Origin of the sequence: Streptomyces sp. NPDC058457, assembly GCF_042720695.1 — a bacterium.
Lineage (GTDB): Bacteria > Actinomycetota > Actinomycetes > Streptomycetales > Streptomycetaceae > Streptomyces.
The window spans coordinates 1-21,601 of record NZ_JBHXLU010000007.1 but is presented as its reverse complement, the minus strand read 5'-3'; the positions used below and the strand labels follow the sequence as shown (position 1 = coordinate 21,601).

Annotated in this window: 21 protein-coding genes and 1 pseudogene; 8 read left to right on the top strand and 14 right to left on the bottom strand. The window is 73.5% G+C overall.

What is annotated here, in order from left to right:
• Positions 1 to 163 precede the first annotated feature (163 nt).
• Positions 164 to 778: a TetR/AcrR family transcriptional regulator gene (locus ACFWPS_RS08060; RefSeq protein WP_383702283.1), complete on the bottom strand. Its 615-nt coding sequence runs from the start codon at positions 776 to 778 to the stop codon at positions 164 to 166.
• Positions 779 to 1,003: 225 nt separating this feature from the next.
• Here ACFWPS_RS08060 and ACFWPS_RS08055 point away from each other — a divergent pair, with 225 nt between their 5' ends.
• Both ACFWPS_RS08055 and ACFWPS_RS08050 read left to right on the top strand, forming a co-directional pair.
• A complete protein-coding gene (locus tag ACFWPS_RS08055; protein ID WP_383702281.1) occupies positions 1,004 to 1,798 on the top strand; it encodes a phosphatase PAP2 family protein in 795 nt (264 codons plus the stop codon).
• Positions 1,795 to 2,730, top strand: a complete 936-nt coding sequence (locus tag ACFWPS_RS08050) for a hypothetical protein (protein WP_383702279.1) — start codon at positions 1,795 to 1,797, stop codon at positions 2,728 to 2,730. The genes ACFWPS_RS08055 and ACFWPS_RS08050 overlap by 4 nt, the downstream gene beginning before the upstream one ends.
• A 121-nt stretch (positions 2,731 to 2,851) precedes the next feature.
• On the opposite strand, the gene ACFWPS_RS08045 is transcribed toward ACFWPS_RS08050, so the two are convergent.
• From ACFWPS_RS08045 to ACFWPS_RS08035, 3 genes are all read right to left on the bottom strand, one after another.
• Positions 2,852 to 4,900: a phosphocholine-specific phospholipase C gene (locus tag ACFWPS_RS08045; RefSeq protein ID WP_383702277.1), complete on the bottom strand. Its 2,049-nt coding sequence runs from the start codon at positions 4,898 to 4,900 to the stop codon at positions 2,852 to 2,854.
• A gap of 203 nt (positions 4,901 to 5,103) precedes the next feature.
• Entirely contained in the window at positions 5,104 to 5,559 is a 456-nt protein-coding gene (locus ACFWPS_RS08040) for a hypothetical protein (RefSeq protein ID WP_383702275.1), read from the bottom strand.
• An 88-nt stretch (positions 5,560 to 5,647) separates the two neighbouring features.
• Positions 5,648 to 6,583, bottom strand: coding sequence for a hypothetical protein (locus ACFWPS_RS08035; protein WP_383702273.1), 936 nt, complete (start codon positions 6,581 to 6,583; stop codon positions 5,648 to 5,650).
• A gap of 395 nt (positions 6,584 to 6,978) precedes the next feature.
• Between ACFWPS_RS08035 and ACFWPS_RS08030 the strand changes: the two genes are divergently transcribed.
• The 4 genes from ACFWPS_RS08030 (at position 6,979) to ACFWPS_RS08015 (ending at position 12,624) form a co-directional block, all read left to right on the top strand.
• The gene (locus ACFWPS_RS08030; RefSeq protein WP_383702271.1) at positions 6,979 to 10,026 is read left to right on the top strand and encodes a BTAD domain-containing putative transcriptional regulator; all 3,048 of its coding nucleotides are present in this window, start codon (positions 6,979 to 6,981) and stop codon (positions 10,024 to 10,026) included.
• Positions 10,027 to 10,132: 106 nt separating this feature from the next.
• Positions 10,133 to 10,798, top strand: a complete 666-nt coding sequence (locus ACFWPS_RS08025) for a M15 family metallopeptidase (protein WP_383702269.1) — start codon at positions 10,133 to 10,135, stop codon at positions 10,796 to 10,798.
• A 119-nt stretch (positions 10,799 to 10,917) separates the two neighbouring features.
• Positions 10,918 to 11,400 (top strand): RNA polymerase sigma factor, encoded by a 483-nt coding sequence (locus ACFWPS_RS08020; RefSeq protein ID WP_383702618.1) that lies wholly within the window; start codon positions 10,918 to 10,920, stop codon positions 11,398 to 11,400.
• Positions 11,401 to 11,547: 147 nt separating this feature from the next.
• Entirely contained in the window at positions 11,548 to 12,624 is a 1,077-nt protein-coding gene (locus ACFWPS_RS08015) for a C40 family peptidase (RefSeq protein WP_383702616.1), read from the top strand.
• Between the two features lie 54 nt (positions 12,625 to 12,678).
• On the opposite strand, the gene ACFWPS_RS08010 is transcribed toward ACFWPS_RS08015, so the two are convergent.
• Entirely contained in the window at positions 12,679 to 13,257 is a 579-nt protein-coding gene (locus ACFWPS_RS08010) for a PadR family transcriptional regulator (RefSeq protein ID WP_383702267.1), read from the bottom strand.
• A 63-nt stretch (positions 13,258 to 13,320) separates the two neighbouring features.
• On the opposite strand from ACFWPS_RS08010, the gene ACFWPS_RS08005 reads away from it, so the two are divergent.
• Positions 13,321 to 13,716 carry a nuclear transport factor 2 family protein gene (locus ACFWPS_RS08005; RefSeq protein ID WP_383702614.1) on the top strand — a complete coding sequence of 132 codons (396 nt, stop codon included), beginning with the start codon at positions 13,321 to 13,323 and terminating at the stop codon, positions 13,714 to 13,716.
• Positions 13,713 to 14,339 carry a class I SAM-dependent methyltransferase gene (locus tag ACFWPS_RS08000; protein ID WP_383702265.1) on the top strand — a complete coding sequence of 209 codons (627 nt, stop codon included), beginning with the start codon at positions 13,713 to 13,715 and terminating at the stop codon, positions 14,337 to 14,339. Before ACFWPS_RS08005 ends, ACFWPS_RS08000 begins: the two co-directional genes overlap by 4 nt.
• Here the strand turns inward: ACFWPS_RS08000 and ACFWPS_RS07995 are convergent.
• The 9 genes and pseudogenes from ACFWPS_RS07995 to ACFWPS_RS07955 all read right to left on the bottom strand — a co-directional run.
• The gene (locus tag ACFWPS_RS07995) at positions 14,308 to 17,145 is read right to left on the bottom strand and encodes an ATP-binding protein (protein WP_383702263.1); all 2,838 of its coding nucleotides are present in this window, start codon (positions 17,143 to 17,145) and stop codon (positions 14,308 to 14,310) included. The genes ACFWPS_RS08000 and ACFWPS_RS07995 overlap by 32 nt on opposite strands.
• Positions 17,146 to 17,341: 196 nt before the next feature.
• The gene (locus ACFWPS_RS07990) at positions 17,342 to 17,938 is read right to left on the bottom strand and encodes a TetR/AcrR family transcriptional regulator (protein WP_383702261.1); all 597 of its coding nucleotides are present in this window, start codon (positions 17,936 to 17,938) and stop codon (positions 17,342 to 17,344) included.
• The gene (locus ACFWPS_RS07985; RefSeq protein WP_383702259.1) at positions 17,935 to 18,495 is read right to left on the bottom strand and encodes an amidohydrolase family protein; all 561 of its coding nucleotides are present in this window, start codon (positions 18,493 to 18,495) and stop codon (positions 17,935 to 17,937) included. Before ACFWPS_RS07985 ends, ACFWPS_RS07990 begins: the two co-directional genes overlap by 4 nt.
• 249 nt (positions 18,496 to 18,744) lie before the next feature.
• Positions 18,745 to 19,209 carry a hypothetical protein gene (locus ACFWPS_RS07980; RefSeq protein WP_383702257.1) on the bottom strand — a complete coding sequence of 155 codons (465 nt, stop codon included), beginning with the start codon at positions 19,207 to 19,209 and terminating at the stop codon, positions 18,745 to 18,747.
• 152 nt (positions 19,210 to 19,361) lie between these two features.
• Positions 19,362 to 19,502, bottom strand: a pseudogene (locus ACFWPS_RS07975) (helix-turn-helix transcriptional regulator); the annotation flags it as partial.
• A gap of 23 nt (positions 19,503 to 19,525) precedes the next feature.
• A complete protein-coding gene (locus ACFWPS_RS07970; protein WP_383702255.1) occupies positions 19,526 to 19,651 on the bottom strand; it encodes a hypothetical protein in 126 nt (41 codons plus the stop codon).
• A 211-nt stretch (positions 19,652 to 19,862) separates the two neighbouring features.
• Positions 19,863 to 20,465 (bottom strand): hypothetical protein, encoded by a 603-nt coding sequence (locus tag ACFWPS_RS07965; RefSeq protein ID WP_383702253.1) that lies wholly within the window; start codon positions 20,463 to 20,465, stop codon positions 19,863 to 19,865.
• 76 nt (positions 20,466 to 20,541) lie between these two features.
• Positions 20,542 to 21,231 carry a CBS domain-containing protein gene (locus tag ACFWPS_RS07960; protein WP_383702251.1) on the bottom strand — a complete coding sequence of 230 codons (690 nt, stop codon included), beginning with the start codon at positions 21,229 to 21,231 and terminating at the stop codon, positions 20,542 to 20,544.
• A 154-nt stretch (positions 21,232 to 21,385) separates the two neighbouring features.
• The coding region (locus tag ACFWPS_RS07955; protein ID WP_383702249.1) for a hypothetical protein at positions 21,386 to 21,601 on the bottom strand (216 nt) is incomplete at its 5' end.

Sequence of the window (21,601 nt, the reverse complement as noted above, 5' to 3'; positions counted from 1 at the left end):
GAACTTCGGACCTGCCCAGGTCCCGGAACAGGAGTCGGCGGGGTGGCGCGCCCCTCCGTTCAACGGGGCACCCCACCCGGCCGGGGGGTGCGCGCCGCCCCCGTCCCCACGGTGCGGCGCGAGCAGGTCACCGTCCGGTCATCCCGTGGACGGCGGCCTGGGTCTAGGTCAGTCCGAGTGCGGGCAGCGCGACGGCCTCCACGAACCGGACGAGATAGTCGGCGTCGGCGTACTCGCCGGTGAGCACGGGACGCACCCGCAGGACGCCGAACATCATGGCGGGCACGTAGTCCAGCGCCGGATGGCCCTCGGGCACCTCGCCGCGCGCGACACCGCGGAGCAGGATCTCCTGGAGCGCGGCGATCTCGGGTTCGACGAGCGCCTCGCGCAGCGCCGTCGCCAGTTCCGCGTCCGAGTGGACCGCGTGGCCCAGCGCCGCGAGCAGCTTGGTGTCCTTGCGTGACCAGTCGCCCGCGGTCCGTGCCACCTCGCGCAGGTCCTGGGCGAGGGACCCGGTGTCGATGCCGACGAAGCGCACCTCGCGGTTGGCCCGCAGCGCGGCCGCGACGAACTGCGGCTTCGTCTTCCACTGCCGGTAGAGCGTGGACTTGCTGCAGCGGGTGCTGGCGGCGATCCCCTCCATGGAGACGGAGTCGTAGCCGCACTCGCGGATCTGTTCGAGCACGGCGTCGAAGAACTCCCGCTCACGCTCCGGCGTGATCTTGGAGCGGCGCGAGGCGGCGACCATGTCCGGTCCGTCCGCGGCCTGCGACGTCATGTGCCCTGCTCCTCACTCGTTCATCACGTTCGGATCACTTCCGCCCCGCCCTCCGTTCGGCCGGCGCGGAAACCTACAACCAGTGTGGCCTACGTCTATCGATACGCCACTGTACCGGTACTCGACCGTATCGGTACAGTGGCGTATCGGTACGCTTTCGTATCGAAGAGTTCGGGCCACCGCCCGGGACTCGGCACAGCACCACCGTCAGTGAGGGGGCCTGGGATGAGATCCCAGTCCGAGCCTGCTTCAGCGGAGCCGGGCGCGATAGCCCGGCCGCCGCTCGTCCGTGAGCTCCTGCTCGTCGCAGGGCTCTTCCTCGTCTACAAATTCGGGCGCCAACTGGCCACCGGCCATACCGCCGAGGCCCTGCACAACGCCCACCGGATCTGGGACCTGGAACGGACGCTGCACCTGCCCTCGGAGGTCGACGTGCAGTCCGCACTGCTGCACGGCGACACCCTCGTACACCTGGCCAACACCTACTACGCCACCGTTCATTTCCCGGCCACGCTGGCCTTCCTGGTCTGGCTCTACCTGCGGCGGCCCGCGCACTACGTCTGGGCCCGCCGGATCCTCGCGGCGGTGACCGCGGCCGCCCTGGTGCTGCCGTTCACGTTCCCGCTGGCGCCGCCCCGGATGCTGGCCGCGTCCGGCCTCGTCGACACCGCCCGGGTCTACGGCCCCTCCGTCTACGGCCCGCCCTCCAGCGACCACCTCTCCAACCAGTTCGCGGCGATGCCCTCGCTGCACTTCGGCTGGGCCCTGATGGTGGCGATCGGCCTGATCGTCGCGACGCGGTCCCGCTGGCGGTGGCTGTGGCTGCTGCACCCCGCGATCACCCTTCTCGTGATCGTCGGCACCGCCAACCACTACTGGCTGGACGCGATCGTCGCCACCGCGATGCTCGGCGCCGCCCTCGCCCTGATCCACCCGCCGCACCGCACGGCCAGCACGGCCGGGCGCGGTACCCGGCACCTCGTCTCCGAGGAGCCCGCACTGGTGGGGGCGGGCCGATGAGCGCCGCGGCCCTGGTCGCCGTCGCCCTCTCCCTGGTCTCGGCCGTCGCCTACGCGGCCGCCGCCGTGGCCCAGGAGCGGCTCGCCTCGAAGAGCGACGGAGCCGGCCTGCTGCGGCTGCTCGGCTCCGGTGCCTGGTGGTCGGCGGTGGGCCTGAACGCCGGCGCCGCCCTGCTCCACGTCGTGGCCCTGAAGTACGGCCCGCTCACCCTCGTCCAGCCGCTGGGCGCGCTCACCCTGGTGGCCGCCGTGCCGATGGGCGCCCGGGTGGCCGGCCGCCGGGTCACCGCGACGGAGTGGCGGGGCACGGCCCTGACCCTGCTCGGTCTCGGCGCCCTCCTGGTCACCGCCTCCGGCCCCGCACCCCACCAGGTGCTGAGCCTCACCGAAGCCCTCGCGGTGGCCGGTACCACGGCTGCCCTGATCGGCGCCCTCTCCCGCCCCGGCACCCGCCCGGGCCTGCGTCACGCGACGGCGTCCGGCTTCGCCTCGGGCGTCGCCTCGGCCCTCACCCAGACGGTGACGGTGGCGGCGACGGACCGCTCGGGCCAGGCCCTGAGCGTCGAGGTGGTCGTGGTGGCCCTGCTGGTCGCCGCGTTCGCGGTCGGCGGCCTGCTGCTCTCCCAGACGGCCTACCGCGGCGGCCTGGGCGCCCCGCTGGCGGTGGTCACCCTGTCCAACCCGATGGCGGCGTCGGTCATCGGCCTGGCCCTCCTGGGCCAGGGGCTGCAAGGCGGCGTGTGGGGCATCCTGCTCGCTCTGACGGGCGCAGGCCTGGCCTCCTGGGGCGTGGTCCTGCTCACCCGGGTGACCCCGCCGACCCCCGTCCTCGAACTGGACGACGACGAACACCCGGTGGCAGCGGTCCTGGCCCTGGACCCGACCCTGATCCCCCGGCAGAAGACGGAACCGGGACAGCTGACTTCCCTCTGAGCGCCCCGCCTTCCCAACACCCCGCCCCCTCAGCGCCCCAAAGGGGCGCGGGGAACCGCGCGACCAGCCACGAACCACCCGCAGCCGCCGGCCGACCGGTCCCCGCGCCCCTAAGGCGATGTCACACCGTGATGATCGCCGGGTCGCTGACCCCAGGCTCCCCGTTCTCGACATGCCCGGCGAACCGCCGCACATAGCTCGCGTCGGCCTCGGACGTGACCGTCAGGTCGTACCACCGCTCACTGTGGTTGAGGTGCACGATGTGCGTCACCACAGCCCCGGCCCGTACCGTGAACGTGCGCCCCCGGCCGCCGTACCCGTCGGCCACCGCCAGCTTCACCGTGCCGCTGCCCTTGTTGGTGAAGGTCAGCTCGATGTCGTCACCGTGCGGCCGGGCCGTGACCTCGGGTCCGGCCACCTTGCCGCGCCCCTGGAAGGTGCGCAGGAAGCCGTTCGGGCCGTGCACGGTCAGGTCGTAGGAGCCGCCCGAGTACACCGAGTTCCAGGTGTCGGAGACGGACTTGCCGGCCTCGGTGGTGTAGCTCCAGGGGCCGTCGGCGCGGTCGTCGGAGGTGACCAGGAACGCGGCACCGGCCTGCGCGCCCGACGCGAAGGTGAGCGTGAACTTCCCGGCCGCCGCGTCCAGCGAACCGTCCACCAGCGGGGCGTACCTGAGCGGCCGGGTCGGCCGCGAGCCGCGCTCCTGCTTCGGCAGCGCCGGGTTCGCGGGCGGGGTGGGCACGTAGTCGGGGTGGCGGTTGCCGTCCGGCGGCCGGTAGCCGTCCGTGGACGGCAGCGCGACCGGCTTGGTGTCCTTGCGGGAGAAGTCGAACGCGGAGGTCAGGTCACCGCTGACGGCGCGCCGCCAGGGCGAGATGTTCGGCTCGTGGACACCGAAGCGGGCCTCCATGAACCGGATGATCGAGGTGTGGTCGAGCGTCTCGGAGCAGACGTAGCCGCCCTTGCTCCACGGGGAGACGACGAGCATCGGCACGCGCTGCCCGAGGCCGTAGGCACCGGCGGGGTGGCTCGCGTTGCCCGCGAAGAGGTCCAGGGCCGGGTCGACCGTGGACTTGCCCTGCGCGGCGGAGGACGGCGGGAACGGCGGGATCAGGTGGTCGAAGAAGCCGTCGTTCTCGTCGTATGTGACGAACACGGCCGTCTTCGCCCACACCTTGGGGTCGGCGGTGAGCGCGTCGAGGACCTGGGAGACGTACCAGGCGCCGTAGTTCGCGGGCCAGTTGGGGTGCTCGGTGAAGGCCTCGGGGGCGACGACCCAGGAGATCTGCGGCAGCTTGCCGGCCTTGACGTCGGCCTTCAGCCGGTCGAAGAAGCCCTCGCCCTTGGTCGCGTCGGTGCCGGTGCGGGCCTTGTCGTACAGCGGGTCGCCGGGCTGGGCGTTCTGGTACTGCTTGAAGTAGAGCAGCGCGTTGTCGCCGTAGTTGCCGCGGTAGGCGTCCTGGATCCAGCCCCAGCCGCCGGCCGCGTCCAGGCCGTCGCCGACGTCCTGGTAGATCTTCCAGGAGACGCCCGCCTTCTCCAGGCGCTCCGGGTACGTCGTCCAGCTGTAGCCGGCCTCGTCGTTGCCGAGGACCGGGCCGCCGCCCTGGCCGTCGTTGCCCGTGTAACCCGTCCACATGTAGTAGCGGTTCGGGTCGGTGGAGCCCATGAACGAGCAGTGGTAGGCGTCGCAGATCGTGAAGGCGTCGGCGAGCGCGTAGTGGAACGGTATGTCGTCCCGGTTCAGGTACGCCATGGTCGTGCTGCCCTTGGCCGGCACCCACTTGTCGTACTTGCCGCCGTCGACGGCGGTGTGCGTGTCGTTCCAGCCGTGCGGGAGGTCCTGGATGAAGGCGAGACCCAGGTCGTCGGCGTCCGGGTGGAACGGGAGGATGTCCTTCGTGCCGTCCGACTGCTTCCACACGGACTTGTTGTTCTGGGTGACCGGGCGCGGGTCGCCGAAGCCGCGGACGCCGCTGAGGGTGCCGAAGTAGTGGTCGAACGACCGGTTCTCCTGCATCAGGACGACGATGTGCTCGACGTCCTCGATCGACCCGGTGCGGTGGTTCGCGGGCAGTGCCGCGGCGCGCTGGATGCTGTTGGACAGTGCGGTGAACGCCGTGGTGGCGCCCGCGAGTTGGAGGAATCGGCGCCGGTTTACTTCGGGCATGGGTGAGCGACCTCTCATCCTGACGCACGGGTTGGCCGGAACAGGGCGGATTGTGCGCGGTGCGAGTGTTCCAAGGGCATCGAACGTCAGGGAAGGGTCGGGTGTCGCGGATGTGAAAGTCGGCGGTACGTGAGGTAGGTAATCGGTAAGGAGACGGCGCCGGCCGCGGGCGGGGGAACGGTGACCGCGGCCGGCGCCGGGCTTCAGCTGATGAAGGAGCCCGCGGCGCAGGCGCTCTCCGTCACCCACTGGTGGGACAGGATGTTGTCGTTCATGGTGTGGCCGTCGGTGAAGTGGTCCCGGGTGAGGTCGTCCACGTACAGCTCGCCCGGCTTCAGGCAGCCGTAGCCGCCCGAGTAGTTGGCGTAGTAGTAGAAGGCCACGACGTCCTTGCCGCCGACGTAGCCGCTGTTCATCACGGAGGAGGCGACGTTGCCGACGCCCTGGAAGCCGCCGGAGTTGTCGGCCCAGCTGGCGTCGTTGCCCGCGCTGACGCCGAGCAGGCCGCCCGCGCAGTCCCAGTCCCGCCAGGCCCGCACGTTGCCGTCGCGGCCCGGCCATGCCGCGTTGCAGCCGGCGGAGGCGTGGGCGTTCGCCGGCACGGCGAAGCCGACGGCCGCGAGGGCAAGGGTGGTGAGGGCGAGGGTCATTTTGCGCATGATGAATCCCGTTCTGCCTCGTCGGAGGCGGGTCGGTGTGGGAAAGGGCCGCGGCGGGCGCCGCGGAGTCATGGGGTCGCGGCAGGTGTCAGGTGCGGGCGGGCACGATCCGCTCGGCGCGCTCCAGCGCCTTGAGGCGCACCTGCCGGTAGGCGTCCAGCCGGGCGCCGTACTCGCCGTCCAGCTGGGCCAGGTAGTGGGCCTCGCGGTCCTGGCCCACGGACTTGAGGGAGACCTCGCGGGCGCAGGTGGCGTCGGCGACCGCGATCCGGGTCTCGGCGGCGAAGCTGCCGGCCTCCTCGGCCCGGGTCTGGACCGCGGGGTGCTCCCGGGTGGCCTGCCGGGCCGCGTCCGGGTCCGGGTAGGGGTGGCCGGCCCGCTTCATGCAGCCGGACCACGCGTGCACGGCGGCGGTGAACCGCTGGTCGTGCAGCAGCTTGCCGACGTAGAGCGGGCGCAGGTTGCTCGCCGTGGTGTCGAGCCGGAACCAGGTCTGCGGATCGCCGTACAGCTGACGCTCCGCCCCGGCGTCGCAGCCGCCGGTCTGCTTCCTGACCTCGCCCCCGCCCGGGACGTCGGTGCGCAGCGGTTCGGCCTGCCTGCCGCCGTCGAGGGCGGTGTCGTACGCGGCCTTCCGGGTGGCGGTGAGGCCCTTGCGGTAGGCGCTGTTGGGGTTGTGCAGCCGGGCGCGGTCCTCCTTCGCCGTGATCCGGCTGCCGTATCCGTAGGTACGGGCCCAGTTCACGTCGTCCTGGACGTAGCCGAGCGGCCTGCTCTCGGCCAGGCTCAGCGGGCGGTCCGTCCAGTAGCGGAACCCGTGGCGGGCCATGCACCGGGCGACCAGACGCTGTTCGGCGTCCGAGACCCGCAGGTCCTCCGCGTAGGTGAGGTCGCGGACCCGGTGCGCGGCGGTGGGGACCGAGCCGTCGCCGGACGCCTGGGAGCAGCCGGTGAGGGCGAGCGCGGCCACGGCGGCGACGGCGCTCAGCCGCGCGGCACTTCGGCGGAAGGCGGTGCGCTTCATCGGGTCACTCCCTGGCGTGCGGCGAACGGCTCGGGTCTTACGGGCCGTTGACGCCACCGGAAGGGCGTTCGTATGACATGCGGCCGCCGGGTTTTTCCGGCGCCACGGATTTCGCGGCGGACCGGGGTGCGCGGTCATACGGGAGCCGGCCGCCGGCCGTCTCCCGCACAGGGGGCGCTATGGCCACCCACAGAAACCAGCCAACTGCGGCAGGAGGGAGAACGGCTCCCGAAGCGCCGACGGGCCAAGGCCCCGTTCGGTACCCCGGGCGTCGTGGCGGTTCCGTCCGACCGGTCGGACGGATTCGTTCCGGACACGACGGTCCGGCCGTCGGCCTGCCCGGACGGTGGCCGCCGATATCGTTGTCGGCATCCGCGGGCGGCGATCGGGGACCGATGTTCGAAGTACGTCTGCTCGGCCCGGTGGAGGTCTGGGAGGGGGGCAGGCGGGCCCCGCTCGGCGGCTCCCGGCCGTTGGCCGTCCTCGCCGCCCTCGTCGTCCACCTGGGCGAGGTGATCTCCACCGAGCGCCTGGTGGACTTCGTCTGGGACGAGGAGGCACCGGCCACCGCGGGCGCCCTGGTCGCCACCCATGTCTCCGCCGTACGCCGGGCCCTGGCCCGGGTCGGCACGGCCGAGGTGATCCGCACCCGGCCCCCGGGCTACGTCGCCGAGCTCGCCCCCGACCGGGTCGACGCCCGCCGCTTCGAGGAACTCCTCGCGGCCGGGCGGTCCCTGGGGCGCACGGAGGAGGCCGCCGACGTGCTCGCCGAGGCGCTGGGGCTGTGGCGGGGCCGGGAGGCGCTGGAGGGGCTCGGCCAGTCGTTCGCCCGGATCGAGGCGGCCCGGCTCGCGGAACTGCGGCTGGTGGCCCAGGAGGAGTCCTTCGGGCTGGCCCTGGAACTGGACCGCGCGGACGGCACCATCGCTCCGCTGCTCGCCCATGTGGCCGCGCATCCGCTGCGCGAGCGGCCGCGCGGCCAGCTGATGACCGCCCTGTTCCGCACCGGCCGGGTCTCCGACGCCCTGCGCGTCTACCAGGAGGGCCGCGCGGTGCTCCGCGACGAACTCGGCATCGACCCGGGACCGGAGCTGCGGGCGGTGCACCAGGCCGTCCTCACCCATGACACCGGAGTGCTGGGGACCGGGCGGGCCACCCGGCCGGTACCGGCTCCCAGGAGCGGGCGGCCGCGCCCCGCGCCCTCCCATCTCCCGCCCGACATCGCCGACTTCGTGGGCCGGGCGGATCAGGTCAAGTGGGCGACCGAGCTGGTGCGGGGCGTCGGCGACACCGGCCGGACCGCGCCGCCGATCGCGGTGATCTCCGGGCGTTCCGGCATCGGCAAGACGGCCCTCGCCGTGCACGTCGGCCACCGCACCGCCGAACTCTTCCCGGACGGCCGGCTGTTCGTCGACCTGCGGGCCGCCGACACCACCCCGCTGGAACCCGCCGACGCGCTGGCCCGGCTGCTGCGGGCGATGGGCGTCGCCCCGGACACGCTGCCGTCCGGCGTCGAGGAGCTGACCGGCCTGTACCGCACGCACATCGGGCACCGGCGGACCCTGATCGTCCTGGACAACGCGGCCGGTGAGACGCACCTGCGGCCCCTGCTCCCGCCGGGCCCCGGTTCGGCGGTGCTGATCACCAGCCGCCGCCGGCTGGTGGCGCTGGAGGGCGCCGCCCATCTGGACCTCGCCGTCCCGGACGAGGCCGAGGCCCTCGACCTGCTGCGGCGGGTGGCCGGTGCCGGGCGGACCGGGGCGGAGCCGGAGCAGGCCGCCGAGATCGTCGCCCTGTGCGGGCGGCTGCCGCTCGCGGTGCGGATCGCCGGCGCCCGTCTGGCGGCCCGCCCGCACTGGGCACCCGGCCGGCTCGCCGGACGGCTGCGCGACGAGCGCCGCCGGCTCAACGAACTCAGCGCCGGGGACCTGGAGTTGCGCACCAGCCTGGAACTCGGCTACGCCGACCTCGACCCGCAGGAGCGCCGGGCCCTGCGCCGCCTCGCCCTGCTGGACCTCCCGGACTTCGCGGCCTGGATCGCCGCTCCGCTGCTCGGCATAGGGACGGAGGAGGCCGAGGAGGCCGTCGAGCGGCTGGTGGACTGCCACTTCATCGACGTGATCGGCGTGGACGGCACCGGCCTCGCCCGCTACCGCATCCATGACCTCGCCCGCGAACACGCCCGCGAGCGCTGCCTGGTCGAGGAGAGCGCCGAGGACCGGGCGGCCGCGGTGCTGCGGCTGGCCGCGAGCTGGCTGGACCTCGCCCGGAAGGCGGCCGCCCGGGGCCCCGGCGGCGCGGCCCGCCACTTCCCCGAGCCGGCCGCCGTCCGCCCGCTGGACCCGGAGACCGAGGAGGCGCTCCTCGCCCGGCCCGCGGCCTGGTTCGCCGCCGAGCAGGCCGGGCTGCTGGCCGCCGTGACGCACTGCGCCGACCACGGCATGGCCCGCACCGCGCGTGATCTCGCCGGGGCGCTGATCGCGAGTTCGGCGGCGCTGTACAACCAGTTCGACGCCTGGTCCCGCGCGCACACCGCGGCCATGGCGGCGGTGCGGCGCGGCGGGGACGTGGAGGGCGAGGCCTGGCTGCTCACCGGGCTCGGCCGACTCCGTTACGAGCAGGACCGCTTCGAGGACTCGTACAGCTACTTCGCGGACGCGCTGCGGCTGTTCGGGGAACGGGTGCCGGACGGGTCGGCCGTGGCACTCGCCGGGATGGGCACCGCCCGCCGCGAACAGGCCCGCTACGCCGAGGCGCTGGAGCTCCTGGAGGCCGCGCTGGAGCGGTCCGGCGACACGGGCGACGCCGGCGCCCGGGCGGGGGTGCTGTACGGCATCGGCTATGTGCACCTCGAGCAGGGGCGCGGCCCGCGGGCCCGGGCGGCGCTGTCCGGGGCCCTCGCGCTGTACCGGGCGGCGGCCGACCTGCACGGCGAGGGACTCACCCTGCGCCTGCTGGCCCTGTGCGACCGGGCCGACGGACAGTACGCAGACGCCGAACGGCTGCTCCGCGACGCGCTGCGGCTCTTCACCGGCCTGCACGACACCTTCGGCGTGATGTACACCGAACAGGCCCTGGCCAAGGTGGAGTTGCGCACCGGACGGACGGCGGAGGCGGGCCTGCGGCTGGCCCGCTGCCTGGCGGTGGCCCGGGAGCGCCAGGACCGGTTCGGCGAGGCGCTGGTGCTGCGCACGCTCGGGGAGCTGCGGCTGGCGGCAGTCGACCCCGACGCGGCCCGGGAGCCGCTGGAACTGGCGGCGGCACTCTGGGCGGAGTTGGGACTGCCGCTGTGGCGGGCCCGCACGCTGTGGGACCTGACCGCGGTGTGGTCGGCGGACGGCGAGACGGAACGGGTCCGGGCGGCACGCGCGGAGGCGCTGGAGGTGTTCCGGTCGCTGGGCGGCCGGGAGGCGCAGGAGCACGCGGGCGACGAGCTGCCGTAGCCGTGCCGCGGACGCACGGGGCCCGACTGCGGCTGCAGAAGCCCTGGTGGCGCGCTTGCAGGGAAGCTGCAGAGCAATTGCAGGGGGTCCGGGCACGCTGTTCTGCGTGACGGACATCATCACGCTCTCCGACTCCCGGGTCGCCGAGGTCACCGAGCAGGAGTGCGGTGAACCTCTGGTCGACCTGCGGGAGACACCCGGCCTGCGGATCGACCTCCGCCAGGCCGATGCCGACGGCAGCTATGCGCACCTGCGCCTCGGGGCGCTGCGCCGGCTGCTGCAGGCCCAGTCCCTGCTGCCCGCCGGGATCCGGTTCCTGGTGGTCGAGGGGTTCCGGCCGCCCGAACTGCAGCGCCGCTACTTCGAGCAGTACGCGGCGACCCTGCGCGCGGCCCACCCCGACGCCGGTCCGGACCGGATCCGCGAGCTGGCCAGCGCCTACATCTCCCCGCCGGAGGTGGCCCCGCACGTGAGCGGCGGGGCGGTGGACCTGACCCTGTGCACCGCCGACGGCACCGAGCTGCCGCTGGGCACGGAGGTCAACGCCACCCCGGAGGAGAGCGCCGGTGCGTGCCGTACCGGGGCACCGAGCGTCGGTGCCGAGGGGCGCGCCAACCGGGTGTTGATGGGCCGGGCGCTGACCACGGCCGGCTTCGTCAACTACCCCACGGAGTGGTGGCACTGGTCCTACGGCGACCGGTACTGGGCCCTGCTGAGCGGGGCACCGGCCGCCCGCTACGGGCCCGCCGCCACACCCGTCCGGCCCGCCTGACCGACGGACCGGACACCTCGCCCACACCACCGACGACCATCCGGGGGACGACCATGGAAAACCACGGCGGCACGTGTACGCGGGACCCGCGCGACGACGTGGACGACGCCTTCGAGCCCATGAGCCCGGGCGAGTTCGACGCCGGCTTCACCGCCGACATGCCCAGACTGCGCAGACGGCTGCTCGCCCTGACCGGCAACCCGCACGACGCCGACGACCTCCTCCAGGAGACGTACCTGCGGCTCTCCCGGCGGGCCCGGGCCAGGAACCTGACGCCCCAGCAGCATCCGTACGCCTACACCTGCACGGTCGCGCTGAACCTGCTGCGCGACTCCTGGCTGCACCCGTCCCGGCGGGAGCGCACCACCGACCGGCTGCCGGAGGCCGGCTGGGACGGCGGCCTCGGCATGTACGAGGCCTCGGCCACCGCCCTCGCGCTGCTGAGCCTGCTCTCGCCGAAGGAGGCGGCCGCGGTGATCCTCGTCGACCTGGAGGGGCTCACCCACGACACGGCCGGGGAACGGCTCGGCGCCCATCGCGGCACCGTCCAGCGCAACCGCATGCGGGCGCTGGCCAAGATGCGCGCGGCGCTGGCCGGTTGAGCTCCGGGTGCCGCGCCCCGACGGGGGTGGGGCGCGGCACCCGGTGGATCCGCCCGACCCCCGCACCCGGCTCCGAGTCGACGAAGGACGTACACCTTGAACCTCACCACGCCTGCCAGGACGCTCGCGGCGGTCGCGGCCCTCGCGATGGCCCCGCTGCTGCCCGTCACCGCGCATGCCGCCGCCCAGGACACCGCCTGCGGTGTGCTGGCCTCCGGCGCCTCGGCCACCGCGCAGGCCGCCGTCCAGGCGGCCTGCTCCCAGATCGGCGTCTGGTACAGCTGGGGCGGCGGCCACGGCGCCACACCGGGTGCCACGTACGGCTACTACGACGGCTCCGACCCGGACAGCCTGCACGACAACGAGCGCAAGGGCTTCGACTGTTCGGGCCTGATGCGGTACGCCTACTACCGGGCGACCGGACATGACCTGCTCAACGGCACCGCCGACGACCAGTTCCACAGCCCGCAGGCCTCGGCCCGCTTCTCGGCGGGCCAGGGCACCGCTCCCCTGGTCCCCGGTGACCTGATGTTCTGGGGCAGCGGGTACATCCACCACGTCGCCATGTACCTGGGCGCGGGGCAGATGGTCGAGGCGTACGAGTCGGGCACCCACATCCGGGTGACCCCGGTCCGCACGGGCGGCGACTACGCGGGCGCGATCCGTATCAACCCGTCCGGCACTCCGGTGCCGCCGCCGGCGAACGGCGGTACGACGTTCGAGACCTGGGGCACGGGGGTGCACACGCACTCCACGCCGAGCGTGCACGCCTCGGTCGTCGACACCTTCGCCGGTCCCACGCAGGTCTCCGTCCAGTGCCAGGAGCACGCGGAGGAGGTGTCCGCCGAGGGCTACACCAACGACATCTGGGCCAAGCTGGCCGACGGCTCCTGGATGACCAACATCTACATCAAGGGCCCGGCCGAGCTGCCCGGCATCCCGGACTGCGGGGGCGACAACCCGCCGCCGCCGAGCGGGGGCAGCACGGCGTTCCAGACCTGGGGCACGGGCGTGCGCACGCACAGCGAGCCGAACGTGAACGCCGGTGTCGTGGACTACTTCGCGCAGCCTACGACGGTCAACGTGGTCTGCCAGGCGCACGCCCAGACGGTGACCGCCGAGGGCTACACCAACGACGCCTGGGCCAAGCTGACCAACGGCGCGTGGATGAGGAACATCTACATCAAGGGCCCGGCCTGGCTGCCGGGGGTGGCGACCTGCTGACCTGAGCCGACCGCGGGGTGCCCGACTCGCTGGGCACCCCGTCTTTACGTATTGCTACTCACTTTGTTGATTATCCAGGGCCGCCCGCTGTTCGAGTCTGCGCAGCGCCAGCTCCCCCCACTGCAGGTTCTCCCGCTCGAAGGACATCCCGCGCAGCAGGGTGAGGTAGGGACCGATGCGCTCCGCCTCGGCGAAGTACGCCTCCTCCGATCGGCCGGCGAGCAGGCGCTGCCGGATCCGTTCGTAGCGGACCAGTTTGGCGGTGGCCCACTCCATACGCCCGGCGACGGCGGTGCGGACCGCGTCGAGGTCGCCCGCGTCCGCGCACTGCACCTTGACCAGCAGTTCGTCGCGGACCACGGACGGCCGGGCCGGGGGCTCGGCCGTGTACGCGCGGACCGCGTCACGTCCGGCCCGGGTGAGGGAGAACAGCCTCTTGTTCGGGCGGCGTTCCTGCTCGACGACGCGGGCGGTGACCAGCCCCTCGGCCTCCATACGCTCCAGTTCGCGGTAGAGCTGCTGGGGCGTCGCCGTCCAGAAGTTGGCGACCGTCGCGTCGAATCCCTTGGCGAGGTCGTATCCGGAGGCCTCGCCCTCCAGAAGGGCGGCCATCACCGCATTCCGCAGAGCCATGCGTGCACGCTAGCATGCGCCTACTCAACTTTTTGAATAGGTGAGGTGGACCCCATGCACCCCGTGCACCCCTTCCGCGAGGCCGTCGAGAACCACGACATGGACGCCGTGGCCGCCCTGCTGTCCGACGACGTCGTCTTCACCAGCCCGGTCGCGTTCAAGCCGTACCCGGGCAAGCCGATCACGGCCGCGATCCTGCGGGCGGTGTCGCAGGTGTTCGAGGACTTCTCCTACGTCCGGGAGATCGCGAACCCGGACGGCCGCGACCACGCCTTCGTGTTCACGGCGACGGTCGCCGGCAAGAAGCTCCAGGGCTGCGACTTCCTGCACTTCGACGAGGACGGGAAGATCGACGAGCTCACGGTGATGGTGCGCCCGTTGTCGGCCGCGCAGGCGCTGTCCGAGGCGATGGGCGCCCGGTTCGAGCAGATAACCCAGGAGGCCGCCGCCGCCCGGTGACCCCGGCGGGAGCGGCGGGCCGGGCTCCCGGGTCACCCGATCGAGGGACTGGTGGGGCCGTGGAACTCGCCGACGTGGGCGGCGGGTCGGTGCAGGGCGTCGACCCCTCGGTGCACATGCTGGACATCGCCCGCGCCGACCGTCCCCACCCACGCGTCGGCTACCGCCTCTTCGACGGCCGTTCGCCGGCCTGGATCCCGGACGGCACTGTCGACGCGGCCGTCTGCTGCCTGGCCTACCGCACCGACCCCGACGACCTGCGGCTGGCCGCGCTGACCGCCGAGATCCACCGGGTGCTCCGGCCCCGCGCCCCCTATGGCCTCGCCGACCTCAACCCGGGCGCGGTGGGGGAACAGTTCGCCACGCTGCGGTACGGCGAGCCCGGCGCCTCCTACCCGGAGGGCGCGCCCCTGCCCACCGAACTGCGCCGGCTCGACGGCGGCTCCGTCACGACCGTCTGCCACTACCGCTCCCTGTCCGCCTACACCGCCCTGCTCACCGGTGCCGGTTTCGGCTCGCCGACCACAGAGACCCCCGCCGTGGCCGGGCCCGGCCGGGCGGCCGGGTCGGGCCGCGCTCCGTACATGCTGCTCAGCACAGCCCGTCCCGGGTCCGGCCGGTGAGCGCGTCGCGCAGGCCGGCGCGGGAGGAGACGCCGAGTTTGGGGAATGCGCTGCGCAGATGCGCGGCCACCGTGCGGGGCGAGAGGTAGAGCCGGGCGGCGATCTGCTTGTTGGTCAGCCCGGTCGCGGCCAGCTGGGCCATCTGCAGTTCCTGCGGGGTGAGCAGGGCCGGGCGGTCCGCACCGGGCGCCCTGCCGGGGACGGCGATGCCGCTGGCCCGCAGTTCGTTCGCGGCCCGTGCCGCCCACGGTACGGCGCCCAGGCTCTGGAAGGTGGTGAGCGCGGCGTCGAGATGGCCCCGGGCCGCCCCTCCGGCCTTGGCCCTGCGCAGCCGTTCGCCGTAGAGCAGGCGGATCCGTGCCCATTCGAAGGGCCAGCGCTGGGCGTCGGGGGTGGCGATGGCGCTCTCGAACAGGTCGTGGGCGACGACGTCCGGTGTGGCGACGGCGCGGGCGGCGTCGGTCAGCATCGCCAGCCGGGGCGAGAGGGCGGGGATCTGGGTCTCGCCGACCGCGGCCACGTGGGCGGCGGCCTCCGCGTGGCGGCCGGTGCGGGCCGCGGTCTCGGCGAAGTCCAGGAAGAACCAGAGGGCATGGGGCTGGTACGGCGGGAGCTCGCCCGGGGTGACGACCGTCGCCAGGTGCCGGTACGCGCTCTCGAAGTCGGCGCTGCCGAGCGCGCACAGCGCCCTGATGTGGGCGGCGTACACGCCCAGCGTGTCCAGTCTCCGGGGGCCGCCCCAGGACACGAGGCGGTCGGCGACGGTCAGCGCGGTGCGGGTGTCGCCCTGGGCGGCGGCCAGCAGGCCCCGCAGGTACCGGCAGGGCTGCGCCGTGAGCCGGTAGCTGTGCCGGTCGCACCAGCGCAGCCCCTCCTCGGTCAGCTCCGGTATGTCGGCCCACTGCCCGGAGAAGTAGGCGTCGTTCGCCAGCATGAAACTCGCCTCGATCGCCGCGGCGACGGCTCCTCCGTCGCGGCCGCTGTCGACGACCCGGCGCAGGGCGCCGCGGCAGCCGGGCAGGCGGTCGACGAAGGCGGCGGCGGCAGCCACACCGATGATCCGTCTGAGGTCGGTCTCGTCGTACAGGTCCGCGACGAGGCCGTCGAGCGTGTCCAGCACGGGCAGCGCCGCGTGCGCGGGATCCCCGAGGGCGCCGCGGAGCACCGGCAGCAGCGGCTCGGCGGCCGCCGACGGGGTTTCGCGCACCGCGCTGTCGAAGTCCTGCCACAGCTCCGGCCGGCCGCTGTAGAAGCACACCCGGACCAGGGTGAGGACCGCTTCGTGCAGGACATCGGTGCAGAACCGGTGCTGCGGGCCCCTGCCGCCGATGGCGGCGACGAGGAGTTTGTGGGCGGTGTCGGCATCGCCCTCTCCGTTGACGAGCTGGCTGGCCGCGGCGGTCGCGGCGGCCACCGAGTCGGAGTCGTCGGGATCGGCGAGCGCGGCGTCGGCCAGCAGGGCACGTACGTTGCGCAGATCGCCGGTGATGTTGGCGCCCAGGCAGGCCGCCTCGGTCAGCATCCTGGCCTTCGCCGCCCCGTCGAGGCTCAGCTCGGAGGCGCGCAGCAGGGTGGTGATGGCACCGACGGCGTCTCCGCGGCTCAGGGTGCGGTGGGCGACCTCGTACAGGAGGCCGGCCACCGCGTCGTCCGGCCCGATCGTGGCGTCGGCCAGGTGCCGGGCCCGGTGTTCGGATCCCTCCGGGAACTCGCGGGCCAGGGCCAGATGCCCGCGCCTGCGTTCGGCGCTCGTCGACAGCTCCAGGACCGCGGACCGGGTCAGCGGATGCCGGAAGACGAGCCGGCCCGACGCGGCGTCCACCCGCACCAGACCCGCCTGCTCGGCGGGGGCGAGTGCGGCCAGGACGTCGCCGCTCCCGGCCCATTGCAGGATGCCCAGGTCGCCGGAGCCGTCGAGGACGGCGAGCAGCAGCAGTTCCCGCGCCGGTTCCGGCAGGGCGCCGACCCGGACGCCGTAGATCTTCTGCAGCCGTTCCGACAGGGGCAGCGCGGCCGGCAGCGGCCCGCGTTCCGTCAGTTGGGCCTCGTCGAGGGAGGCCGGCAGTTCGAGCAGGGCGAGCGGGTTGCCGGCGGCCTCGGTGACCAGCCGTCGGCGGACCCTCGGCGTCATGGCCGGGAACCGTTCCGTCACCAGCCGGTGCGCGGACTCCGCGTCCAGCGGCCGGACCTCGTGGGTGGGCAGCCCGGTGCCGCCCAGGTAGGACTCGTCGCCGGTCCGGGAGGCGGCCAGCAGGGCCAGCGGGCTGGTACGGATATGGCGGGCGAGATTCGCCAGGACGACCGCGCTGGGACGGTCGAGCCAGGTCACCTGGTCGACGACCAGCGCGACGGGCCCGGTCCTGGCCGCGGTCCGGGACAGCAGGGTGTGGACGGCACCGGCGACGGCGAGGAGTTCGGCCGGCTGCCCGTCGGACAGACCGAGGGCGGCCCGGAGCGTCCTCGCCTGGCGCGCGGGCAGTACGGACAGCTCGTCCGTCAGCGGCTGGAGCATCTGGTGCAGGGCCGAGAAGCTGACGCTCTCCTCGAAGGGCGAGCCCACGACCCGGACGACCCGGAATCCCCGCTCGCACGCCCGCCCCGCCGCGGCGTCCAGCAGGGCGCTCTTGCCCACGCCCGCGTCCCCGGTCAGCATCAGCGCGGCACCCCGGGTGACGGCGGAGGCGAGGAACCCGTCGAGGAGGGCCAGTTCCGCCGACCGCCCGACCAGGCGGGCGCCCGGACCCGCACCGGTCCCGGCAGCGAGGTGGGCGGCGCCTTCTCCGGCCGGAGTTGCGAGGGATGTCATGGAGCTTCCCGTCGTGTTCGTGTCGGGGCGGGTCGGTTCGGAGCGGCGGCGGTTCGGGGCGGCGGCCCGACGCCGGTCGGGCCGCCGGGCTCCGACGAGGGATTCAGCACTGGATTCAGCTCTGGATTCGACCAGGGAATCGACCAGGGATTCGACGAGGGCGGAGTGCGGTGCGGCTCCTTCGCGCTGCCGCGGCTCAGGTCGGCGGGGTCGCCGCCGCGCCCGCGACCGTGATCTCGGCGATCCGCTCCAGGTAGCGGCTGTCGACGGGCTGACGGGTCAGCAGCAGTCTGAAGTGGATCGGCGAGACGAACAGTTCCAGCAGCGTGCGACTGTCGACGTGGGCGGGGAGTTCGCCCCGGGCCTTGGCGCGTTCCATCATGACCTCGGCCCCGGTGAGGCGGCTCTCCCAGAACTCGTGCCGGATCGGGGCGGTGTCGGCGTCGTCCTCGTGGGTGGCGAGGCTCCGGACGAGTGCCGAACCCAGCGGAGAGGTTCCGTAGCCGACGATCTTCTGCCCCAGGGCGACCAGGTCCCCGCGCAGTGAACCCGTGTCGGGCACCGCGAGCAGTTCGGCGCTGAGCTCGATCATCGAGTCGAGGACGAGTCGTTCGCGGGTCTTCCAGCGCCGGTAGATCGAGGTCTCGTGCACCCCGGCCCGCGCGGCGACCTCCGCGATGCTCAGTTTCTCGGGGCCGGACTCCGCGAGCAGTTCGAGGGTGGCCGCCGTGACCGCGGAGCGGACCTTGGCGCTGCGGCCGCCGGGACGCCGGCGCACCGGGTCGGTAGTCATGACGGACACATTAACGCAAGATTCTTGCGTTTGACCGGACCGACTTTCCCCAGCCCTGTCCGGCGCTGGGCCGCACGCCCCGAACGTCTCGACGGCCGCGCGCAGGGCCGGTCCAGCTCGGCGAAGACCGGCTCGTACGCCGGGTCGGCCACTGAACGGCCCAGCACCGAGGTGGTGATGGCCGCACCGAGCATCTCCAGCTCCCCCAGCGCCCGGTCCAGCTCGGCCAGGGCCGCGTCGGGGTGCGGGAACGGCAGCGAGGCGAACGTCCGGAAACGGTCCGGGAACCGTCCAACCACCTCGGCGTACTCGTCGTTGACGACCCGCGCGGCCCGCACCGCGGCCACCAGGTCGGCGAAGTGCGGGGAGGCCGGGGTCGCCGACAGCACCTGCAGGTCGATCCCGGCCGAGTCCATCAGCGCGAACCGGGCTTCCAACTCCTGCCCGGTCGCGCCCGCGCCGAGGCCGCGGTGGACGTCGGTGGCCGTGTTGCCGGACTCCTTCAGCAGGTCCAGGTACGGCTCGCTCCACAGGTGGGCGTGCACGTCGATACGCATGTCGAACTCCTCTGTCTCGATGCCTGCCTGATGAACCGGCAGGACATGGGGCGGCCGCTGAGCGCTCCGCTGGAACTGCCGCGACATGCCGTCTGTCGACTGCGGCGCCGTCGTGGCTGGTCGCTAACCCGAGTTCTCGGCTTCGCTCGAACCCGGGGAGACCCCCATCGCGGCGGTAGCCGCATATCGGATACGGCCCCGCGCCCCTTCAGGGCGCTGCGGAACCGCAGCGGACTTCGGCGGACCCGCTCAAGCGCTCCAGTGGTACGTGGAGTCCGAGTGTCCGGTGTGCTGCGGCCACGGAGTGTCCGTGCCGGGCGTGCCCGTGCGGACGAAGTCGAGCCAGGCGGTGCGGACCCGCCGGCTGAGGCCCTCCATGTCCTCCGGCCGGGCGGCGCCGAAGGCGGAGTCGGGGGCGGCGTAGTCGAACCGGTAGGTCCAGACGCGGGCGCCGGCGCCGCTGAGCTGGGCGGCCAGCCTGCGGGAGGGGCGGTCGAAGGCGAAGTGGCCCACGACGTGTTCCACGCCGTCGGCGAGCCCGGGGCCCACGCCGGGGACCTCGCGCAGCCGGCGCACCACCGGGTTCACCTCGTAGAAGGCGGCCGTCTCCCGTTCGGTGATGCCGATGATGACGTCCAGGCCGGGTGCCCGCCGGGTGAGGCACTCGGTCCGGCCGGCCTCGTCCGGGAGCGGGGCGACGCCCGCGACCGGCATGAACTGGGGGCGGAGTTGAGCCCGAGCCCGCCCGCAGCCTCGCTGGAGACGGTGCTCTGGGCGTCCAGGATGTCCGGGACAGAGGCGGTACGGGGGTCCTTGCCGAGCAGGGCGAGAAAGCTGTCCGCGGCGTGCCGGGCGTGGCCGGGGTCGCCGAGTTTGCCCCTGGCCCGGTTCACGTGGGTCTTGACGGTGTGCCGGCTCAGTCCGAGGCGCTGGGAGATGTCGTCGTTCGTCAGACCGCCCGCGACGAGGGCGAGCACCTCGTGTTCGCGGGGCGTGAGTCCGCTCAGATGCGCCGGCTCGGTGGCCACGATCACGTCGCCGGAGAGGCGTACGACGACATGTCCAGCAGGTCCGGCCGGCGGAGCCCCACGGGATCGAGGAAATCGGCGCCGATGCCCAGCAGAACCACAGAGCCGATCAGACGGGCCTCTCTCATCCGAGGGGCACTCCGCACGGATCGGCTCGGGCTCTTCATGGCGACAGACCAGGCAGTGCCCCGCGGCTCGCTCGTCGCCCAGGCGCGGCAGATGCCGGTACCGCGACCGCGGTACGCCGGTGCCGTCCGACAGGGTACGACTGCGTGCCTTCCCGGGGCCCGGACGGCCCGTCGGCGTCGGTCGGGGCGGGTGTCGGGTCCCGTCCCGCCGTCATCCCTTGCCGCCGCTGAAGTTCCGCCACTGGGGTCCGATCTGCCGCCATTCCGCGTCCCATTCGGCGAGGCGGCGCCGTATCAGCTGCCGGCGGACCACCCATCCGCCGCCCCACACCGCGGTGGCGACGAGCGGGGCCACGAGGGCGGCGGTCGCCAAGGATTCGCAGGTGACCTCGGCCCCGCTCGGCGGCGGGCCGACCAGTTGTTCACCCTGGTTCACCCAGACCTGCAACCGGCTGCCCGCCTCGGCCGTGGGCAGGGCCTTGGCCAGGCCGGTGCGGGTGGAGCCGTCCGCGGCCGTCCAGCGCACGGTGACCCACGACTTCCCCACGTCGTAGCCGGCGAGGACGGGTGAGCCGTCCGCCGCGTTCTCGGTCAGCCGGGCCGAAACCGGGTGGGTGGCGGCGCGTCGGTCGGCGAAGCTCCGGTGCACGGCCGCGCCGGCCGCCCCTCCGGCGAGCAGCCCGCCGAGGAGGGCCAGGGTCCAGACGGCGAGCACGATCCAGGCTTCCACGACGTCGCTGTGGCGCCGCAGCGGATTGTGCCGCCAGCGCCAGAGCGGTCTCCTGGTAACGCGTACGCGACGCTTCCTGGTCATGGTCCGGCGCCTCCTTCCGGGGTCCGGTTTCCGGGGTCCGGGGTGTACGGCCACGGGCGGCCGCGGGTTGCGGGGCTCAGGCCGGTGGGACGTGCTGCGGGTCGGGAAGGTCGGGGTCCAGGTCGGGGCGGCGGGGCGGGCCCGCCAGCGCGCAGTCCACGGCGACCACGCCGTCGACGCCCCGCACCCACCCGGTGGCCACCGGCACCAGTGCGGTGTCCGGGACGCGGCCGGTGAGGGTGACGACGCCGTCGCGGACCCGCACCCGCACCGGCTCGGCCGAGTCGGGGAAGAGGTGCGGGACGATCTCGCGCCGGATCTCGTCCGCGATGTCCTCGTCGTCCCGCAGGAACACCTTCAGCAGGTCGGCTCGGCTCACGACACCCCGCAACAGGCCGTCCGCGTCGACCACCGGAAGCCGTTTGACGCCGTGCCGGGCCATCGTGCGCGCGGCCTCGGGCAGCGTGGCCCCGGGGTGGACGGTGATCGCCGGGACGGTCATCAGCTCCTCGGCGGTGACCGCCGTCTCCTTGGCGCGGTCGGACTCGGGCCGACGGCCGGGCGCGTCGGCGCGGGCCTGCTCCTTGCGCAGCAGGTCGGCCTCCGAGACGACACCGACGACGCGGCCGTCGTCGTCGAGGACGGGGGCCGCGCTCACGTGCCACTGCTGCATGGCCTTCACGATGTCCTTGAAGGCCGCGCCGTGGCGCAGGGCGAGGACGGTGTGGGTCATCACGTCGCTCACGACGTGCGGAGTGCCGGTCATGGCGACCTCCAGGGTTCGGCTGCCGTGGTCCGACACCCTCAGAATCGTTCATCCATGCCCTGCGGGCATGGGCCGAACGGTCCCGTTTCCGGTCCCGGTCCACCCGGGACCGGGCAGCCGGGGCGGCGAGCCGGGCGGCGCCGCCAATTCGACGCTACGGCCTCGCCACCGGCACCCGCCACACCAGCGTCGTACCGCCACCCTGCGGATCTCCGGAACCCCCGGGGCCTCCGGGGTCTCCAGGACCTCCGGGGCAGTCCCATTCCAGTCGGCCGCCGAGTTCCGCCGCCCGCTCCGCCATGTTGCGCAGCCCGCTACGACGACCGTCGGGCGGGATACCGACGCCGTTGTCCCGGACAGTGAGAACCAG

Coding starts and splice junctions, on each gene's coding strand:
- ACFWPS_RS08060 (WP_383702283.1), bottom strand. CDS start 778: ATGACGTCGCAGGCCGCGGACGGACCGGACATGGTCGCCGCCTCGCGC.
- ACFWPS_RS08055 (WP_383702281.1), top strand. CDS start 1,004: ATGAGATCCCAGTCCGAGCCTGCTTCAGCGGAGCCGGGCGCGATAGCC.
- ACFWPS_RS08050 (WP_383702279.1), top strand. CDS start 1,795: ATGAGCGCCGCGGCCCTGGTCGCCGTCGCCCTCTCCCTGGTCTCGGCC.
- ACFWPS_RS08045 (WP_383702277.1), bottom strand. CDS start 4,900: ATGCCCGAAGTAAACCGGCGCCGATTCCTCCAACTCGCGGGCGCCACC.
- ACFWPS_RS08040 (WP_383702275.1), bottom strand. CDS start 5,559: ATGCGCAAAATGACCCTCGCCCTCACCACCCTTGCCCTCGCGGCCGTC.
- ACFWPS_RS08035 (WP_383702273.1), bottom strand. CDS start 6,583: ATGAAGCGCACCGCCTTCCGCCGAAGTGCCGCGCGGCTGAGCGCCGTC.
- ACFWPS_RS08030 (WP_383702271.1), top strand. CDS start 6,979: ATGTTCGAAGTACGTCTGCTCGGCCCGGTGGAGGTCTGGGAGGGGGGC.
- ACFWPS_RS08020 (WP_383702618.1), top strand. CDS start 10,918: ATGAGCCCGGGCGAGTTCGACGCCGGCTTCACCGCCGACATGCCCAGA.
- ACFWPS_RS08015 (WP_383702616.1), top strand. CDS start 11,548: ATGGCCCCGCTGCTGCCCGTCACCGCGCATGCCGCCGCCCAGGACACC.
- ACFWPS_RS08010 (WP_383702267.1), bottom strand. CDS start 13,257: ATGGCTCTGCGGAATGCGGTGATGGCCGCCCTTCTGGAGGGCGAGGCC.
- ACFWPS_RS07995 (WP_383702263.1), bottom strand. CDS start 17,145: ATGACATCCCTCGCAACTCCGGCCGGAGAAGGCGCCGCCCACCTCGCT.
- ACFWPS_RS07990 (WP_383702261.1), bottom strand. CDS start 17,938: ATGACTACCGACCCGGTGCGCCGGCGTCCCGGCGGCCGCAGCGCCAAG.
- ACFWPS_RS07985 (WP_383702259.1), bottom strand. CDS start 18,495: ATGCGTATCGACGTGCACGCCCACCTGTGGAGCGAGCCGTACCTGGAC.
- ACFWPS_RS07980 (WP_383702257.1), bottom strand. CDS start 19,209: ATGCCGGTCGCGGGCGTCGCCCCGCTCCCGGACGAGGCCGGCCGGACC.
- ACFWPS_RS07970 (WP_383702255.1), bottom strand. CDS start 19,651: ATGAGAGAGGCCCGTCTGATCGGCTCTGTGGTTCTGCTGGGCATCGGC.
- ACFWPS_RS07965 (WP_383702253.1), bottom strand. CDS start 20,465: ATGACCAGGAAGCGTCGCGTACGCGTTACCAGGAGACCGCTCTGGCGC.
- ACFWPS_RS07960 (WP_383702251.1), bottom strand. CDS start 21,231: ATGACCGGCACTCCGCACGTCGTGAGCGACGTGATGACCCACACCGTC.